The organism is Streptomyces albidus (ex Kaewkla and Franco 2022), from assembly GCF_013870515.1.
GTDB classification, from domain to species: Bacteria; Actinomycetota; Actinomycetes; order Streptomycetales; family Streptomycetaceae; genus Streptomyces; species Streptomyces albidus.
Genome location: NZ_JACBXA010000111.1, coordinates 1 through 17,855, shown reverse-complemented (window position 1 = coordinate 17,855; position 17,855 = coordinate 1). Strand labels below are relative to the sequence as shown.

The following is a 17,855-nucleotide window of genomic DNA, read 5'->3' as shown; positions in this document are numbered from 1 at the left end:
GCGGACGAGGCGTCTTCGGAGACCGACCCCGAGGTCGGCGTGTGGACGCATCTGACGCCCCGGCGCGACCAGCGCGCCTGTCTGTTCCCAAGAGCCTCGCGGCGCTTTGGACATGGGGGATGAACGGGCCGTCCGACACCCGTCAGGGTGCCGAAAAATCGTTTCTCAATGCTTGAAGTGGAAGATCCCCCAAGTGAGTTGACGTTCATTGCCGCCATCGACCCAGTGGCCCAGTCCCTTCTTCATCTGGGTTAGGTACTCGCCGCTGACCTTGCCGGCGAGCCCCTCGGCCTCCTGACGCCGGGTCTCGTCGAGCACCCGTCCGTAGTGGTTGACGAGTTGCTCCCGGTGCTCCTCGAAGCCGCCGCTGCTGGCGGGGCTGAATCCGAGCCGGGCCATCTCCCGCCGGTAGAAACCGGGTGAGCCCATGGTGTCGAGGTGGATGCGGTCGAGGATCGGCTGAAGCACCGCTGTCGAGGTACCGTCCGCGGCCATCGGGTCGGTGAAGATGAGCTGTCCGCCCGGCTTCAGTACGCGGGTGATCTCCTCGAGCACACGGGTGCGGTTGCCGCTGTGCAGGAACGCGTCCTGCGACCAGACGACGTCCACGCTGTCGTCGGGGTAGGGGATGTTCTCAAAGGAACCGTCCACCACCTCGATCTTGTCGGTGAGACCGCGCTGGGCGTTCTTGTCCCGGTTGCGCTCGTTCTCGACCTCGCTGAGGTTGAGCGCGATGACACGGCTGCCGTACGTCTCGGCCAGGTAGCGGGCCGAACCGCCGTAGCCCGCACCGAGGTCGAGGACCACGGACGAGTCGTCCAGATCGAGCTTCTCCGCCATGCGCTGCACCGTGCGGCGGCTGGCGTCGGCGATGGGCTCCTCGTCGCTCTCGTAGAGACCGATGTGGATGTCCTCGCCGCCCCACACCGAGGCGTAGAAGGCGTCGGCGTCCGCGGAGTTGTAGTAGGTGCGGGCGGTGCTGACGGCTGCCGAGTATGCGCCGTCGCCCTCCTCGTCCATGCGGTACTCCTTCTCGGCGACGTGCACGAAGAAGTCCGGCTGTTCCTCACGATAGGTGTGCTGGAAGTCGCCGTACGTCTCGATGTGCTGGAATCCCACCTCGGACATGAGCCTGCGGGTGTAGTCCTTCCGCAGCGGGAACATGTTGAGGTGGTACTCGGAGTTGTCGGAGAAGTTGTACCGCATGCGGCACAGCCCCTCGTCCAGGTACTCCGGCTCCACTGCGACGTCTTCACCGCAGTAGTAGAACGTGTGCTTGCTGGAGAAACCGCGGTCCAGCATCGCGTCGTAGTTCCGCTGGTCGAGGATGAGCACTCCGTCGTGCTTCAGCATCGCGTAGAACTCGGCGAGCGCCTTGCGACGGTCACGCTCCGAGAACAGGTGCGTGAAGGAATTGCCGAGGCAGACGATGGCGTCGTACTCGCCGTGCACGTCCCTGTTCAGCCAGCGCCAGTCCGCCTGGACGACCCTGAGTATGTGCCCGCCGTTCTCCATTCCGTTCTTGAATGCCTTTGACAGCATGTCGGCGCTGCCGTCCGCGCTGACGGCGTCGAAACCTGCCTCGAGAAGTCGCACCGAGTGGAACCCGGTCCCCGTGGCGACGTCCAGTACGCTCTTCACGCCCTGCTTGCGAAGCAGATCGATGAAGAAATTGCCCTCACTCTGTGAGCGCTTTTCCCAGTCTATGAGGGAGTCCCATTTCTCGACGAAGCTTGGGACATATTCCTCGGTGTAGTGCCCGGTTTCCCGGACGTCGACGGGATTGTCTCCGAATTCCTGCACAGGTCGCGCGGTAATGGGAAACCTCCGATTGCTGAGATGGTGGCCTACGGCGCGGCCGACCCAGGACGCCAAGGCTTCAGTCACGGGCACCGCGCGCTCGGACTCCAGCGCATAGCTATCCAACCTCGCCCGGGTCTATGCCACCTGACCGAACGATCGGGCTCCTGTTCGACGCGAATACGCGCCCCCACCAGCGTGTTTGCGATCTGAGGTTTCTGTGGCCCGAGTTGTCCTGAAACCAGGACAGTTGGGTATGCTGCCCTGCACAGTCAGACAATTCGTCACACCCCGCACCGAACACGGCGAGAACACATGGCAAAGAGCAGCTCGTTCAGCACGCGTGACATCGGCATAGACCTAGGTACGGCCAACACCCTTGTCTACGCGCGCGGACGCGGCATCATCCTCAACGAACCCTCGGTCGTGGCGGTGGAGTCACGCACAGGGAAAGTGCTCGCCGTGGGGACCGAAGCCAAGGAGGCCGTGGGGCGCACCCCCGGCTCCATCACCGCGACCCGGCCTCTCAAGGGCGGCGTCATCACCGACTTCGAGGCGACCGAGGGAATGCTCCGACACTTCATCCGCCTCGCACGTGTGGGCCGCGGCCGTGGTCCCCGCGTTGTCGTGTGCGTACCGAGCGGTGTGACGGGCGTCGAGCGCCGAGCGGTTCTGCAGACGGCGGCCAGGGCCGGTGCGCGTTCCGTCCACCTCATCGAGGAGCCGATGGCGGCGGCCATCGGCGCGGGCCTGCCGGTGCACGAGGCGCGCGGCTCCATGGTCGTCGACATCGGAGGCGGCAGCACGGAGGTCGCGATCATCTCGCTGGGCGGCACCGTGGTCACCCACTCCGCGCGGGTCGCCGGCGACGCGCTGGACGCGGCCATCGCCTCCTACATCGAGCAGAACTACGCGATGGCGGTGGGCGAGCGCACCGCCGAGGACGTCAAGATGTCGCTGGGCAGCGGAATCACGGCACCGGTGCGCGGTCGCGACAAGGAGACCGGCATGCCCAAGACGGTGGAGCTGAGCGAGGAGGCGATCCGGGAGGCGACGGAGAAGCCCGTCGCGGCGATCGTCGACGCGGTGCGCACGGCCTTCGACGCCTGCCCGCCCGAGCTGTACGGCGACATCATGGAGCGGGGCATCGTGCTCACCGGCGGCGGAGCTCTTCTGCACGGCCTCGACGACCGGTTGGCCAAGGAGACGGGCATGCCCGTGCTCGTCGCCGAGGAGCCGCTGAGCTGCGTGGCGGTGGGCACCGGGCGCTGCCTGGAGGAGTTCGACAAGCTCGAGAAGGTCTTCAGCGGCACGGTCATGGGCGCCTAGTACACCCGGAGTTGAGCCCATTCCGGCGCGTTCCGCTTCACGAGAAGCGGAGCGCGCCGGGCCGCGTTCGGGCCGGAGGAGCCTCAACTCCCGTCGCCCGTCCCCGCCTACGGCCTGGGAAGTGCCTCCGAGCGGGCCCGTTCCGTCGTGGCGATGGTCGCCGAACCGATGACGCGGGTGCCCTCGTAGAGGACGATCGCCTGGCCGGGGGCCACGCCGCGGACCGGTTCGGTGAAGCGCACGGACAGCCCCTGCCCGTCGTCGGTCGGTTCCGCTCCGACCTCGGTCTCCCCGCCGTGCGCGCGCAGTTGTGCGGTGTACGTGCCGGGCCCGGACGGGGCGGCGCCGCACCAGCGGGGCTTGACGGCGGTCAATCCGGTGACGTCGAGCGAGTCAGCGGGGCCCACGGTGACGGTGTTGTCCACCGGCGAGATGTCCAGCACGTACCGCGGCTTGCCGTCCGCCGCGGGGTGACCGATGCGCAGGCCCTTGCGCTGGCCGATGGTGAAGCCGTACGCGCCCTCATGGGTGCCGAGCTTCAGGCCGTCCTCGTCGACGATGTCGCCCTCGGCCGTGCCGAGCCGGCCGGCGAGGAAGCCCTGGGTGTCTCCGTCGGCGATGAAGCAGATGTCGTGGCTGTCCGGCTTCTTCGCGACCGCCAGGCCGCGCTGCTCGGCCTCCGCGCGGATCTCGTCCTTGCTGGTGAGGGTGTCGCCGAGGGGGAACAGCGCGTGTGCGAGCTGCCGTTCGTCCAGGACGCCCAGCACATAGCTCTGGTCCTTGGCCGCGTCGCTGGCGCGGTGCAGTTCCCGGGTGCCGTCCTCACGCGTGACGATCGTGGCGTAGTGGCCGGTGCAGACTGCGTCGAAGCCCAGCGCCAGTGCCTTGTCCAGCAGCGCGGCGAACTTGATCTTCTCGTTGCAGCGCAGGCACGGATTGGGCGTGCGGCCGGCCTCGTACTCGGCGACGAAGTCCTCCACGACGTCCTCGCGGAAGCGCTCGGCCAGGTCCCAGACGTAGAAGGGGATGCCGATGACGTCCGCGGCGCGGCGCGCGTCGCGCGAGTCCTCGATCGTGCAGCAGCCGCGGGCGCCCGTACGGAAGGACTGCGGGTTGGCCGAGAGGGCCAGGTGGACACCGGTGACCTCGTGGCCCGCCTCGACGGCACGAGCTGCGGCGACGGCCGAGTCGACGCCCCCGGACATGGCGGCGAGCACCCGCAGCCTGGGGGCGCCCCCGGCCGGAGGCTGGGAGTGCGTGTCGGGGCCGGGGGGAGTGGGGCTGCTGGAAGCGTCAGTCATAACCCGTCCAGGGTAGACGGAGGGCCGCGCCGCCCGTAAAAGGATCACACCGTCCCTCGGTACGGAACCGCCGGGGCCGCTGCGTGCGTTGAGACCGGTATGGCATCGATCTCCAGGCGCACTCTGCTCATAACCGGCGGCGGCGCAGCGACGCTGGTCACGGCAGGGGCTCTGACCTGGGACAAGACCTCACGCCTGTGGTGGCGGGTGCCGGGGATCGACAAGCAGCGCACCGAGGGGGACGTCGACCAGCCGGGCGTGCGCTGGATTCCGGCCTCGGAGGCCAATCTCCGCTTCGCGGACCGCCCCGCCGACTTCACCATCGACCGCGTCGTGATCCATGTGACGCAGAGCGACTTCCCGACTGCCGTGAAGGTCTTCCGGGACCCTCTGCACGCCTCGGCCACGCACTACGTGGTGCGTGCACGCGACGGGCGGACGGTGCAGATGGTCCGCGAGCTGGACGTCGCGTACCACGCCGGGAACCGCTCCTACAACGAGCGCAGCATCGGCATCGAGCACGAGGGCTTCGTGGACCGTCCCGAGAACTTCACGGCCGAGATGTACCTCTCCTCCGCGAAGGTGACGGCCCGGATATGCAAGCAGTACGACATCCCGATCGACCGCGAGCACATCATCGGGCACAACGAGGTGCCGGGCGCCGACCACACCGACCCGGGACGCCACTGGGACTGGCGGCGCTACATGCGCTACGTGCGGCAGGAGCGCGAGAAGCTCGGCGCCGCCTGATCCGCTCGTCTCCGGCTGACCGGCCGGAGCGGCCGTGCCGCCGCCTCGAAGGGCGACGGCACGGCCTTCCGCCTCGGTCCCGCCTACTCGCCGGAACGGCGGGCCGGGAACTCGACCACCTGCTGGTAGGTCGGCCGGTTCTGCCAGGCGATCCGCGGGACGGTGATTCCTCCCATGGCCCTGTGGACGATCGAGTCGGCGCACAGCTGGTCGCCCGCGTCGCACTCCTTGTCGCCCGGGTAGATCTCGTCCGACGGTGTGGCGTCGGCCTTCGCCAGAGTGCTCAGCAGCATCGTCCGGCACTCGGAGAGTGAACCGTCGCCGCAGTACGGCTTGTCGAGCGGTGACCCGACGTCCTTGCCCTGCACGGTCCGCAGGTCCTTGTCGACGAACGACCACCAGCCGTGCTGGAGCGCGGAGCCCTTGTGCGGCTGGCTCGCGCCGACCCCGTCACCCGGTGAACCGCCGCCGTTCTGACCGCCGGAGGGCGACTCGTTGACGGGCGCGAGAGAGGTCAGCGACTTGTAGAGCTCATCGCCCAGACCGGGCTTGAACTGGCCCTCCACCAGCAGCGGCCACCAGGCGTCCAACACCCGTATGGCTTCCGCGTGTTCGTAGTCGCCGTCGCCCTTCGCCGCCTCCTTGCGCAGCGATCCCGACTCCTGCCAGGTGCGCAACTCCTTGACGGTGGCGGCCAGTTCGGGGTCGGTCACCTCGGCGGAGTCGATGACCTCCAGGAGCGTGGGCAGCACCTTCTCGGCCCGCAGGTCGGCGGCGGCGGCCTCCTCCATCGCCTGGACGAGCTGCGTGCGGGTCACGCCGCCCTTCTTGACGAGCGCGGAGACACGCTTGTCCAGCAGGTCGCCCCGGTGCACGGAGCCGTTGCCCCAGCCGGCGGAGAAGCGCTTGGCCTGCTTGTTGTTCCAGTTGACGTAGTAGTCCTGGTCGACGGACTGCGGGTGCTCCTCGGGCGGGGTGACCGCCGAGGTGTTGACCGCGGGGTCCCAGTCCTTCCACTCGTACCGGGCGTCGGCCAGGATCGGCTGGTCCGGGTCGGTGTTCTTCGAACGGACGGGGTTGGTCCCGGAGTTGTAGTACGCGGTGTGCTCGGCGTCGGCGTAGAACCAGTTGAAGGTGTAGCCGATGTCCTGAGCCGCTTCCTGGAAGCTGCTCGCGGACGTGATCGCCGAGGGGTCGTTGAACTTCTGGAAGCCGATCACCGAGTCGGCGTCGTGGTGGTACGTGGAGCGCAGCGCGGTGAAGGCGACCGGCTTGCCGTCGACCTTGCCGGTGTGGCTGACCAGTCCGTAGGCGGAGCGCAGACTCACCACGTCGTAGGAGCCGGCCGCCGTGGTGTCGGCGAGGGTCGGCTTCCACTCGTTGTGCTTGGTGAGCTTGTCGAACGGGGTGCACTTGCCGCGCAGCATGTAGCTGGTGGACTCGGTGGTCGGCTCCGCCCCCGACTCCTCGCACAGTTCGACCGCGAAGGTGTCGGTGATGTCCTGGCTCGCGGAGGTGGCGCTCCAGGAGTAGTCGAGGCCGCGGCCGAGTTCGACGTAGAAGCTGAGTCCGGGGAAGGAGGCGCCGCGCGAGCGCAGCCCGGGGCCGTCCAGCTCCTGCACCATCATGATCTGCGGGGAGTAGTAACCGGTCTGCGGCCCGTAGACGGCGACGGGATTGCCGGACGCGGTGTGCTTGCCGGAGACCATCAGGGCGTTGGACATGCCCTTCTTGGAGGTGATGAGGTCGGCGGGGAGCACGCTCTCCGCCTTCTTCTCACCCGTGGCCTTCTTGCCGCCGGTCTCGTTCTGCGAGTGGTCGTAGGCGGTGACGGATCCGCTGTCGGGCGTCGCCACCCCGTCGGGGTTCTCCGGCGACTCGGCGTACGGAAACTCCTTGCTGTGGACGGTCGTTGTGGCCTCGCCGTCGTTCTGCGCCCGCCAGGCGGCGTACGCGGACTCGCCCTTCTCCTTGCCGTACTGGCTCTGGAACGAGAGCTTGGCCAGGGCGTTGCCGACCTCGCCGCCGCCTCCGTTGCCGAAGATGGAGCCGATGACGGAGGCGATGGCGACCACGTCGTTCGCCGTGAAGTCCTTGATCTTCGATCCGTGGCCCGTCAGCACGTACTCACCGGGGTAGCTGAGCGCGCCGACGGTGTCGTCGATGAAGCCGTTGATGCCGCTGACGTAGTCCTGGATGTCCTGGTAGGCCTGTGCGCCGCGCTCGCCGGAGTCCCGGATCCGCGCGACCTGCCCGTCGAGGTCGTCCTCGGTGTAGGGGGCGACGGCCCAAAGGGACTGCTCCAGCGCGCGGTTGCCCTCCGCGCCGCCGGCGAAGGAGGACAACTCGCCGCGGCCCACGTGCCGGAGGATGTCCATGAGCCACAACCGGTCCTGGCCGGCGGCGTATCCGGCCCCGAACTCGGTCCCGGAGCGGGTGGTGCCCTTGATGTGCGGGGTGCCGGTGGCCTTGTCACGGGTGATGGTGACATCCGGCCTGGGCGACTTCTCGCTCTCCACCTGGTCTTCGGCGACGCCGAAGGAGGCGTCGTTGAAGTAGTCGGAGAGCTGGTCCTCGGTGAGTCCCGAGTAGTCGTGCAACAGGTTGTCGTACGGCTCCAGTTGGTCGGCCGCGTGCTTGGGGCGGGTGCCGACGGCCTTGTGCAGCAGGATGTCCGTGAGGGTGGCGTGGCCGTTCTGCCCGGCCGGGAGGATGTCGCTGCACTGGCCCTGGCACGGGTCCTCGGCGGCGGCACGCGCCTTGCTCTCGGGGCCGGACGCGAACGCCTGGGATCCGCTCATGAGCGGGGCGATCAGCGCCGCGGCGGCCAGGGCGACGACGGCGGTCCTGTGTTTCGCGAGGCGGTTTCGGACAGATCTGACGTACGGAGCGCGGGATCGGATCACCGGTGTCTCCAGTGGGGGGTAGGCCAGAGAGGCGACAAGCGTGCGAGGAACGTTAACCGCCGTTACTACCCCTGGGTAGAGTCTGACCGGCAGTATTCACACAGCCACAACGGGCCATTGACGGAAAGCAGTTGAAACCGCCCACCGCCGGGCACGTGCGCACGCGGAAGGGCCGGCCGGAGAGAACTCCGGCCGGCCCCGCGCGCATCTCCACCTGCCCGCCCGGAAGCACCGGGCACCGTTCAGGTCACAGTTCACACCGCGGTTCGGATCACTCGGTGTCGTAGCTGAGAACCGCCGCACGGCGGAAGTTGGCATCGCCGTGGGCGCCGAGCTCGATCACACCGGAGCTCCACACCTGGCGCGTACCCGGGACGAGAGCCGTCTCCGTGGGCCAGAACTTCTGCTTCTTGTCGACCTCTTCGACCTTCCCGGACCTGCCGGGCACCGGATCGTGCTTGGTGATCTCGCGGACGTCGCCCGCCGCGGTCATGTGCGCGGAGCGGCTGAGCACGAGCCCGCCCGCTCCGTCCGAGGCTGCCTCCATCGTGGCCTTGTCCGCAGCGGCGGCGGGTGCCTCCTTCCACTCGGCGCCGTCCCAGCGCAGCAGGATGCTCTCCTCCTCCGGCTCGGGCCCGCCCTCACCGTGGTTGAACGTGTGGCTGCCCACGGCCCAGACCTCGTCCTCCGATACGGCGACCACCGATTCCAGGCTCGCGGTCTCCTCCGGCGGTGCCGGATCCGGGAAGTTGTACTCCGGCGTCTCCGCCAGCTTCCAGGCCTTGCCGTCCCAGTGCATCGCCGCGGGCTGGCTCATGGACCCGCCGTCGTCCTCGGTGTCTCGGTAGCCGACGGCCCACACGTCGTCCCCGCTGCTGCCACCCACGCTTGTCGCCTTGGCGGGAAGCTCGGTGTCCGTCCACTTGCTGCCGTTCCAGTGGTGGGCCACGCCCATCTGACCGCCGTCGAGGACCCACACGTCGTCCGGGCCGAGCACGGTGGCCGGCCGCGTGCCCCAGAGGTTGATGGACGGCGGCCCGTCCACGGGCTTCCACTGCTCACCGTCCCAGCGGAACGCGAACGGCTTCCCCTCGCCAGGGCCCCCCTCGCCGAAGAGCCAGACGTTGTCCGGGCTCGAAGCCTCGATCTGGTACACCGCCCCGTCACGGGCGCCCTCGGGCAGCGCGCTCTTCTTCCATTCCTCGCCGGCACGGTGCAGCAACACGTGCTCCACCTCGCCTGAACCGTCGTCGCCCTGGGAGGTGCCTATCGCCCAGCCCTCGTCGGCGGAGACGGGAGCGACATCGGTCATCTCCGCGCTCAGCGACTCGCTGTGGTGCGAGACCTTCCAGGCAGTCGCGGCCGCCGGCGACGGCTGCTTCGGCGCGCCCTCACTGCCCATGGCGGTCTGGTAGCCGATCCCCACCAGGGCCACCACTGCGAGCGTGGCGGCACCCTTGAGATGCAACGGTTTCATGCTTCCCCTCGAAACACTCGTGGTCTTCGCGCGCGTCCCCGCCTGCCGTGGTCCCGTGCCGGTCACGCACGTTCGCTGCGGCGGCGGCTCCTCGTCGACCGAGCTCGGCCCCGTTCAGGGGCTGTTGGACGCCGACGATCTACATACCGGACGCCTCGAGTGCACCCGCTGGTTGCACCGGCACCTCACCGGTCCCTCAACCGGGCTCGCTCGCACCCCAGTTGCCGCCGGATGCAGGTCAACTGCGGTTCAGATGCGGAAGATCGACCCGACGAACTCTGCGAGCAGACGTTCCTTGAGCGACGCGGGAAGCGCGTCCAGCAGCACCAGTACGGGCGCCATCCTGTCCGGCAGCGCGGTGGCACCGCCCGTACCCTCCGCATCGCCGAGCCCCGCGAAGGCCAGCACGGCGGCGATCTCGTCCGGTCCGAGCTGCGGGGTCTCCCCACCCGGGGCGGACGCGGGGTCGAAGGCGGCCGCGAGTTCGATCAGCCCCGGATCGACGGTGACCGGCGTGAGCGCGCGAGCCGCGGTCAGCGCCTCGTGCAGGTCGGCGAGCAGCGCGTCCACCTGGTGCACGGTGGCCGGGGTCAGCGTCAGATGGAGGTTGGGCGGCATCCCGTCGAAACGGAGCTGCGGCTGGAGGTACCAGCCGCGAAGACGCATCTCGTCGGCGAGATGCAGCAGCAGGCTCAAGTCGCCCTCGCCGTGGGGGCCTTCGGCACCTTCCAGGGTGAAGGCGACCAGTCCGCAGGAAGGACGGCCCAGCACCCGTACGCCCTCGATCCCGGCCAGCCCTGCCAGCAGCCGGTCGGACGCACCCGCGACCTGACGCGCCAGCTCCGTGTACCCGTCCTCGCCGACATGCCGCAGCACCGCCCACGCCTGTGCGAGCAGTCCCGCCGACTTGGTGCCCTGCACCGTCGGATTGACCACCGGGTAGCCGGGCCATCCCGCATGCGCGAAGTACTGGTGGCGGCGGAGCTGTTCGTCGCGGTAGAGCACGACGGACGCCCCCTTGTCGGCGTATCCGTACTTGTGGAGGTCGACGGAGAGCGAGGTGACTCCGCGCACCGACATCTCGAAGGGCGGCACCTCCCGGCCCGCGCGCCGCAGATACGGCAGCAGCCAGCCGCCGATGCACGCGTCCACATGGCACAGCACGCCGCGGTCGGCGGCGGCACCCGCGATCTGCGCCACCGGGTCGATGACGCCGTGCGCGTACGAGGGCGCGGAGGCGACCACGAGCACGGTGCGGTCCGTGATCGCAGCGGCGATCGCATCGGCGTCGGCACGGAACGTGCCGGGGTCCACCGGCACGACGACCGCTTCGACCCCGAGATAGGCGGCGGCCTTGTGGAAGGCCGCGTGCGCCGTGGACGGCAGCACCATGACGGGGTCGGTGACCCCTCGTTCCGCCCGTGCGTGGTCCCGCGCCGTCTTCACCGCCAGCAGGATGCTCTCCGTCCCGCCGCTGGTGAAGGTGCCCTGCGTACCGGGTGCGCCGAGGAGCGCCGCCGCGCTGCGGATCAGGTCGTTCTCCAGCCGCGCCACGCTCGGGAACACCGTCATGTCCAGGCCGTTGACGGTCGCGTACGCCGAGTACGCGGCGGCGGCGAGCTCGTCGAGCCCGTCCAGGCCGGCGTCGTAGACGTAGGCGAAGGTGCGGCCGCCGCGGGTGGGCGCGTCGGCGCCACGGAGTGTGCGGAGCTCGTCGAGAACGTCGGCGGCGGGGCGGCCCGCGGGCAACGCGGCGGAGGGCGCCCCGTGTTCGGGCTTCCCGGGTGACTCGGCGGGCTCGGCGGATACGGGTTCACTCGGCACGGCTGGTCTCGCCCTCCGGGAGTTCAGGTCGTCCTTGAACAGGGGAATCTGCCGGGACGTCGTCGTCCCGGTACAGGTGCAGCAGCCACAGGCTCACGAGCGCCAAGGCGGCGGGCAGCAAGCTCATGCCCAAGGTGATCCCGGTCAACGCCGAGTCGGGCTGGGCCGCTTCGTGTGTGGCGTCCGACGAGCGGAAGCCTCCGACGGCCAGTACGGCGGCGAAGGCGCCGGCCCCCAGCGCGAAGGCGAGAGTCTCAGCCGCCGTCCACAACCCCGTGAAGGTGGCGGCGCGTTGGCGTCCCGTACGCGCGGCGTCGGCCGCGAGGTTGTCGGCGAGCATGCGCAGCGGCAGCAACTGCAGTCCCCCGTAGGCGACTCCGACCGCGGCGACCGCCGCATAGGCCACCCAAGCGCCCGCCCACGGAGTGGTCACGAGCACCAGCGCCGCGACGAGGAAGAGCGAAGAGGCATGGAACTGGGCCGACTTGACCCCCCGCCGCCGCGCCAGCCGGTTCCACAGCGGCATGACGAGCGCCAACGGGCCTATCAGGCAGGCGAACAGGGGCGTCACCGCACTCGCCGACCCGAGCGCGTACGTCGCGAAATACTGCACCCCCGCGAGCATCACGCCGACCGCCAGGGCCTGCGCCGTCCACATTCCGGCGAGGTACATGAAGGGGCGGTTGCTGCGCGCGGCTGCCAACTGCGCCCGGAAGGACGGTTCGGCAGCGGTGTGCGCCACCGCCGGAGCGAGCCGCGTGGCCCGCCACGCACCGAACATGCCGCAGGCCAGCAGCGCGGCCACGGCGATCCCCATGAGCCGGTAGCTCCCCGGGGTGTCGCCGCCGGAGTGCGCGATCGCCGGGGCGAGGGCTCCCGACAGCAGGATCGCCGCACCCAGGAACCCCACGCGCCAGCCCAGCACCCGGCCGCGCTCGGTCGCGTCGTCCGTCATCTCCGCCGGCATCGTGACGTAGGGGACCTGGAAGACGGCGTAGGCGGTCGCGGCCAGCAGGAAGAGGCACGCCACATAGACGGCCGCCGCCGTCCCCCGCACCGGAGGCGCCGCGAAGATCAAGGCGAACAGCGGGGGCAGCGTGCACGCGCCCGCCAGCAGGAACGGACGGCGCGGCCCGCCCCGCCACTTGCTGCGGTCGGACCACGCGCCGACGAGCGGGTTGATCAGTACGTCCCAGGCCTTCGGCAGGAACAGTGCGACGCCCGCGGCCGCCGCCGGCACCGCCATGACGTTGGTGAGGTAGTAGAGCAGCAGCAGGCCGGGCACCGTGGCGAAAGTCCCCGTGCAGAGCGAGCCCAGCCCGTAGCCGATCCGGACGGACGCGGGGAGCGCGTGAGGCTCGGCGCTTCCGGGAGCGCGCGCTTGATCGTGGAGTCCGCCGCCGTCCACTGCACGTCCCCTCGGCATCCGCCGGGCCGGCCGTGCGGTCCACGGCTGGTCCCTGAGCGACCGTCCTGCTGCCACTTGGTGCGTCCTGCGGAGACGGTGCTCGCGGCGCATCAGTCAACGGCACAACCGGACCGGGCGTCCAGACGGTGACCGGGAATCCGCGTCAGCTCAGTCCTGCGCTCCGGGCCCGCTCGACGGCCGGCCCGATGGCGTCGGCCAGTGCCTCCACGTCGGCCTTGGTGGAGGTGTGCCCGAGCGAGAAGCGCAGCGTGCCGCGCGCCAGTCCGGCGTCGGCGCCCGCTGCGAGGAGCACGTGGCTCGGCTGGGCGATCCCGGCCGTGCAGGCGGACCCCGTCGAGCACTCGATGCCCTGCGCGTCCAGCAGGAGCAGCAGCGAATCGCCCTCGCAGCCGGGGAAGGAGAAGTGCGCGTTGCCGGGCAGCCGTCCGGCGGGGTCGGGGTCGCCGTTGAGCACAGCGTCGGGGACGGCCGCACGGACCTTCTCGATGAGGGTGTCCCGCAGCGCCCCGATGTCCCGTACGAAGCCCTCACGCTGCTCGGCGGCCAGTTCCGCCGCCGTCGCGAACGCGGCGATCGCGGGGACGTCCAGCGTGCCGGAGCGCACGTCGCGCTCCTGACCGCCGCCGTGGAGCAGCGGTACGGGGGTCTGCTCGCGGCGCAGCAGCAGTGCGCCCACTCCGTACGGGCCGCCGATCTTGTGCCCCGTCAGCGTCATCGCGGCGAGGCCGGACGCCGCGAAGTCCACTACGGCCTGGCCTGCGGCCTGCACCGCGTCCGCGTGCAGGGGGACGTCGAACTCGGCGGCCGCCTCGGCGAGTTCGGCCACGGGCATGATGGTGCCGATCTCGTTGTTCGCCCACATCACCGTGGCCAGGGCCACGGTGCCGGGGTCCCGGGCGACGGCGTCGCGCAGCGACTGCGCGTGCACCCGCCCGTAGGTGTCGACGGGCAACCATTCCACGTCCGCGCCCTCGTGGTCGGCGAGCCAGTGGACGGTGTCCAGCACGGCGTGATGCTCGACCGGGCTCGCGAGGATGCGCGTACGGGCGGGGTCGGCGTCGCGCCGCGACCAGTACAGCCCTTTGACCGCGAGGTTGTCTGCTTCGGTGCCGCCCGCGGTGAAGACCACCTCGCTGGGCCGTGCACCGAAGGACGCCGCCAGGCCTTCTCTGGCCTCTTCGACGGTGCGCCGGGCACGCCGGCCGGAGCCGTGCAGCGAGGAGGCGTTCCCGGCGACGGCGAGTTGGGCGGTCATCGTCTGCACCGCCTCGGGGAACATCGGCGTGGTGGCAGCGTGATCGAGGTAGGCGGAGCGGGCCATGGTGCTTCGATTCTACGAGCAGCCGGCGGAACGGGTGCGGGCGCGGTACCGGGGGCCCGTCCGACGCACGCCTTGACCTGGCCCCATGTGCGTCCATGCGGCTGTGACCTGCCGGGACGGTCAGCTGATGCGGCCCCGTACGGTCCGCGGTGATCGTCCCGTCCCGGTGCCGGTCCACCCGGGACGGCTCGGCGGCCGCAGAGACCGGCCGGCAATGCTGGCGAAGACCGGACCAGGCCGGAGCAGACGAGGCGTCGGCTGACGACATGCTTCAGGGACCGGGCCTGCGGGCTCGGTCCCTGATTGCCGCGAGGCGTGGGGTGGCGCCTACTCGGCGAGCGCCGCGGTGCCGGTGCCTCCAGTGGTGTCGCCGGACGTGTTCAGGTTGTTCTCGTTGGCGGTGCCGCAGTTCTGCGGGACGGCGCTCGAGTCGGCATCGCCGGCGGCGCCGGTCGTGGCGATGGTGGTGACGCCGTCGATGTTCGTGACGACGGTGTTGCCGGCCGCGTCCTGCTCGCAGTTGATCGTCGGGAGTTCGTGCGCCCCACCGGCGTATGCGACGCCGGCACCGAGCACACTGACGCTGCCGACCATGGTGGCCACGACGGCAGCTTCGCGAAGCTTGCGCATTGCTTCTCCACTTCCATGAGGGCTGGATCGCGACCGGTGAAGATCGCGCATTCCCGAAGGAAGCTATTGCGAAGTTCGCTGCTTGAGTCCGTAACACGCCGCATTTCCTGATTCGGCGTCAGGTCGAGGGTTGTCCCGACTCGCCCCCTCGGGCACGTTTCGTACTCACCGCCCGGAGGCTGCGGTCAATTGAGGGCGTGCGGATCTCCGGTCGCCTCCGGCCCTTTGGAGCAGGCTGAAAGAGCTGACGCGGATTCATGACATGAAGCACGTTTGCCTGTTGGGAAACAGCGGTGAGGGAGATTCCACAGCGAATGGACCGAACACCTGCCGACCGCACCACGTACGCCGATACGGCCCGAATGCAAAAAGCGAGAGCGCCGAGATCGATCGGGAACTTCCTGGCACGAGGCACCGGCAGAGATCGAATCGCCTCGCAGATCTCCGACGCACTGGCGCAGCCGGTTCGCCCGTCGATTTAAGGCCAGGACCGGCGCCACAGCAGCATGATCGCTGAAGACGGTCAGGCCGGACCAGGTCAGAGGGGCTCGGAGACCCTAACCGCCGCTGCCACCGCCGAGGAGGCCACCGAGCAGACCGCCCAGGAGCCCGCCGGTTTCGTCGCCGTCGCCGCCGTCCCCTCCGCCGTTCTCCTCGCCGCCGTCGCCCCCGGTGCTCCCGCCGTTCTCCTCGCCACCGTTCTCCTCGCCGGCGCTGTCGTCGCCGCCGTTCTCCTCGCCGCCGTCGCCCCCGGTGCTCCCGCCGTTCTCCTCGCCGGCGCTGTCGTCGCCGCCCGGCCCACCGGTGGATCCGCCGTCCGTGGAGCCTCCGTCCGAAGAGCCGCCGTCCCCGGAGCCACCGCTCGAAGAGCCGCCGTCGGACGACCCGCCGCCGTGCGAGCTTCCGCCTGCCGCGTCACCCGACGGTGACGGCGCGGGGACCTCGTGATCGGGCACCGGCTGCGAACCGTGGTCCTCCCCGCGATCCGCGCTCTCGTCCTCGTCCCGGCTGGAGCTGTCGCCGCTGTCGGACTCCGAGGATTCACCGGTTCGCGAGTCGTCGTCCCGCGCGGAGGTGCCGGGGCCCTCCATCGGCTCCGGGGCGATGTCCCGTTCGGGCGAGGCGGGAACGGACGCGCTTCCGTTGTTCTGCAGGTCCTGACCGGAATCGATCGTCTCCGCGGTGAGCGCCCCGGCCCCGAGCGTCACGGCGGCGACGAGGCCGACGACGACGCCCCTGCTCCGCGTGACCACGCGCGGGCGGCCGGTCTCCTCGGCCGTTCCCTCGGTCTCGTCGGCGGCCTCGGCCTTCTCGGCCGCGTCCGGGGCGGGGGCCGGTTGAGGCTTGGGGCCCTCGACCCGACGGGAAGCCGCGTTCTTCCGACTCGGCCGTATCGCATCGAAGATCGCGTCGACTTCTTCGACTGCGGTCAGCAAGCACGAGCAGGGCGACGACGTGTCGTCGTCCGCCTGAATGCGTTCCCCGCACATGGGGCACTTCTGCGCTGCCATCGGAGTCCTCCTCAATGGAACGGATGTCGTGCCCCTGCCACGAGATCTCCCGGACAGAGCGATCTGTGTTTCGCATTCACCCCTGCCGCCGCGACATTCCCTCGCGGTGCGTCCGTGCGCGGGTCGAGCGCACGGTAGTTCGACCACGGTAGCCCGGCCTTCGGCTGTATGTACGATGATTCTCAACTGATGTGCGAACCCGACCAGAACTCGTCGGCGAAATAGCATCCGAAAAGTGGCACGCGAGAGCATTTCTGCCCGAACAAGAAACCCGGCGGACGCCGAGATTTCACGTCCTCGCCTGTGCCCGGAACCCACTCGGAGCCGGACGGCCGCGCAAGGGCCAAGTCACAGTCGGAGCACGGCAGTACGTCCCGGGAGAGCCATCAGGAGTACGCTCCCGCCTGGGCTGTTGTTACTGTTCACGGCGCCGCTCCGGCGCCCGGCAGGGCAAGGCCCACACGGACGTCCGCGGAGGCGGCGTACACCAAGGGGGCTGGGGGGTGGCTCGATGCCACAGGTACGTGTTCTGAGCAAGGGCGCACGGATCACCGGAGGCGTCTTCTGCCTCCTCTTCGCGCTGCACACCTGGATCTGGGTGGTGCGGGACGTCGTTGAACTGGGGATGGGCAAAGCCTGGGACCTGTGGACGGGAGCCCTCGGCCCCGGCGCCGCCGGCCTGACGGAGATGCCCGGGACGACCTCGGCCGACCTGGGCCTGGGACTGCTCCAACTCGCCGCGGTCTTCGCCGCCTTCACCGGTGCCTGGACGGCGGGCGGCCTCATGGCGGTCACCACGGCGCTCACCTTCTCGTACCGGCTGCCGGTGATCTGGCACGCGGCTCTGCACGAGGAGGGCTCGCCCTTCTACGCGATGCAGGGCTTCTACAACGACGACGCCCTCGCCGCCGCCGGTCTGACCTGCTCCCTCGCGGTTCTCCTCTGCATCGTTCTCGGGGTCGTGCTGCTCTCGGGCATCCGGCCCTGGCCGCGTACGAGCACGACCGCCATGGCGGGACCGGCGGGCGCCTGGCCGCCCGGCGCACCCGGGCAGCCCCCGCTTCCGCCGCAGCCCGAACCGCCGCTGCCCAGTGAGTGCCCGCAGCGTCCTACGGGAGGGCACACCGCGGTGGCCGCGCTGTTCCTCGGCGTGCTGGCGCTCTACGACATCGGCTGGACGATCCACTCCCTCACCGCGGGGGGCGGGCGGCTCTGGGTGCACCTGTTCACCGGCGAGGGCATCGTCGCCTCCCTGATGGACGTGTCGCCGGCCTGGGACTGGCTGACGCTCATCTTCCTGGGCCTCCTCGGTGCCGTTCTGGCGCTTCCCCGTCTCGTCTCCGCCCGCGGGTTCTCCCTGGGCCTGGCGATCGCCCTGCTTCCCGAGTCGGTGACGACGCTGTGGGGTTACGTCGACGCGGGCGCCTTCTTCCAACTGGAAGAGCCCGCACCGGTCCTGGGCTTCTTCGGAAGGCTCCAGGTCGTGATCGTGCTGGTGGGCTCGTTGACGCTGATCGCGCTGGCGATGCGTCCGGGCGTGCCTGTGGCGTCGGGCGCCCCGGCGGGCCCGGCCCCGT

At 69.9% G+C, this 17,855-nt stretch carries 12 protein-coding genes; 3 read left to right on the top strand and 9 right to left on the bottom strand.

Annotated elements, in window-relative coordinates; all coding sequences use genetic code 11:
• Window positions 1–165: 165 nt before the first annotated feature.
• Window positions 166–1,641 carry a methyltransferase domain-containing protein gene (locus H5J26_RS17390; RefSeq protein WP_309237949.1) on the bottom strand — a complete coding sequence of 492 codons (1,476 nt, stop codon included), beginning with the start codon at window positions 1,639–1,641 and terminating at the stop codon, window positions 166–168.
• Between the two features lie 474 nt (window positions 1,642–2,115).
• On the opposite strand from H5J26_RS17390, the gene H5J26_RS17385 reads away from it, so the two are divergent.
• Complete coding sequence (locus H5J26_RS17385) at window positions 2,116–3,129, top strand: rod shape-determining protein (RefSeq protein ID WP_181766786.1); 1,014 nt, start codon at window positions 2,116–2,118, stop codon at window positions 3,127–3,129.
• A gap of 107 nt (window positions 3,130–3,236) precedes the next feature.
• Here the strand turns inward: H5J26_RS17385 and mnmA are convergent, their stop codons facing one another.
• On the bottom strand, window positions 3,237–4,430 hold the full coding sequence (mnmA, locus tag H5J26_RS17380; protein WP_268933097.1) for a tRNA 2-thiouridine(34) synthase MnmA: 1,194 nt from the start codon (window positions 4,428–4,430) through the stop codon (window positions 3,237–3,239).
• Between the two features lie 99 nt (window positions 4,431–4,529).
• Between mnmA and H5J26_RS17375 the strand changes: the two genes are divergently transcribed.
• Window positions 4,530–5,180 carry an N-acetylmuramoyl-L-alanine amidase gene (locus H5J26_RS17375; protein WP_181766785.1) on the top strand — a complete coding sequence of 217 codons (651 nt, stop codon included), beginning with the start codon at window positions 4,530–4,532 and terminating at the stop codon, window positions 5,178–5,180.
• Between the two features lie 83 nt (window positions 5,181–5,263).
• On the opposite strand, the gene H5J26_RS17370 is transcribed toward H5J26_RS17375, so the two are convergent.
• From H5J26_RS17370 to H5J26_RS17340, 7 genes are all read right to left on the bottom strand, one after another.
• Window positions 5,264–7,981, bottom strand: coding sequence for a penicillin acylase family protein (locus tag H5J26_RS17370; protein WP_181766784.1), 2,718 nt, complete (start codon window positions 7,979–7,981; stop codon window positions 5,264–5,266).
• Window positions 7,982–8,357: 376 nt separating this feature from the next.
• The gene (locus H5J26_RS17365; RefSeq protein WP_181766783.1) at window positions 8,358–9,563 is read right to left on the bottom strand and encodes a hypothetical protein; all 1,206 of its coding nucleotides are present in this window, start codon (window positions 9,561–9,563) and stop codon (window positions 8,358–8,360) included.
• 249 nt (window positions 9,564–9,812) lie between these two features.
• The gene (locus H5J26_RS17360) at window positions 9,813–11,312 is read right to left on the bottom strand and encodes a pyridoxal phosphate-dependent decarboxylase family protein (RefSeq protein WP_181766788.1); all 1,500 of its coding nucleotides are present in this window, start codon (window positions 11,310–11,312) and stop codon (window positions 9,813–9,815) included.
• 64 nt (window positions 11,313–11,376) lie between these two features.
• Window positions 11,377–12,795: an MFS transporter gene (locus tag H5J26_RS17355; RefSeq protein WP_419183813.1), complete on the bottom strand. Its 1,419-nt coding sequence runs from the start codon at window positions 12,793–12,795 to the stop codon at window positions 11,377–11,379.
• 163 nt (window positions 12,796–12,958) lie between these two features.
• On the bottom strand, window positions 12,959–14,137 hold the full coding sequence (locus H5J26_RS17350) for a cysteine desulfurase family protein (RefSeq protein WP_181766782.1): 1,179 nt from the start codon (window positions 14,135–14,137) through the stop codon (window positions 12,959–12,961).
• Between the two features lie 327 nt (window positions 14,138–14,464).
• Entirely contained in the window at window positions 14,465–14,767 is a 303-nt protein-coding gene (locus tag H5J26_RS17345) for a hypothetical protein (protein WP_181766781.1), read from the bottom strand.
• Between the two features lie 557 nt (window positions 14,768–15,324).
• Entirely contained in the window at window positions 15,325–16,278 is a 954-nt protein-coding gene (locus H5J26_RS17340) for a hypothetical protein (RefSeq protein ID WP_181766780.1), read from the bottom strand.
• A 511-nt stretch (window positions 16,279–16,789) separates the two neighbouring features.
• On the opposite strand from H5J26_RS17340, the gene H5J26_RS17335 reads away from it, so the two are divergent.
• Window positions 16,790–17,855, top strand: a 1,066-nt coding sequence (locus tag H5J26_RS17335) for a hypothetical protein (RefSeq protein WP_181766779.1), incomplete at its 3' end; no start/stop codon positions are given.

What these genes read in the sequence shown, in the direction of transcription:
- H5J26_RS17385 (WP_181766786.1), top strand. Translation starts at nt 2,116, where the DNA reads ATGGCAAAGAGCAGCTCGTTCAGCACGCGTGACATCGGCATAGACCTA.
- mnmA (WP_268933097.1), bottom strand. Translation starts at nt 4,430, where the DNA reads ATGACTGACGCTTCCAGCAGCCCCACTCCCCCCGGCCCCGACACGCAC.
- H5J26_RS17375 (WP_181766785.1), top strand. Translation starts at nt 4,530, where the DNA reads ATGGCATCGATCTCCAGGCGCACTCTGCTCATAACCGGCGGCGGCGCA.
- H5J26_RS17370 (WP_181766784.1), bottom strand. Translation starts at nt 7,981, where the DNA reads ATGAGCGGATCCCAGGCGTTCGCGTCCGGCCCCGAGAGCAAGGCGCGT.
- H5J26_RS17365 (WP_181766783.1), bottom strand. Translation starts at nt 9,563, where the DNA reads ATGAAACCGTTGCATCTCAAGGGTGCCGCCACGCTCGCAGTGGTGGCC.
- H5J26_RS17350 (WP_181766782.1), bottom strand. Translation starts at nt 14,137, where the DNA reads ATGGCCCGCTCCGCCTACCTCGATCACGCTGCCACCACGCCGATGTTC.
- H5J26_RS17345 (WP_181766781.1), bottom strand. Translation starts at nt 14,767, where the DNA reads ATGCGCAAGCTTCGCGAAGCTGCCGTCGTGGCCACCATGGTCGGCAGC.
- H5J26_RS17340 (WP_181766780.1), bottom strand. Translation starts at nt 16,278, where the DNA reads ATGGCAGCGCAGAAGTGCCCCATGTGCGGGGAACGCATTCAGGCGGAC.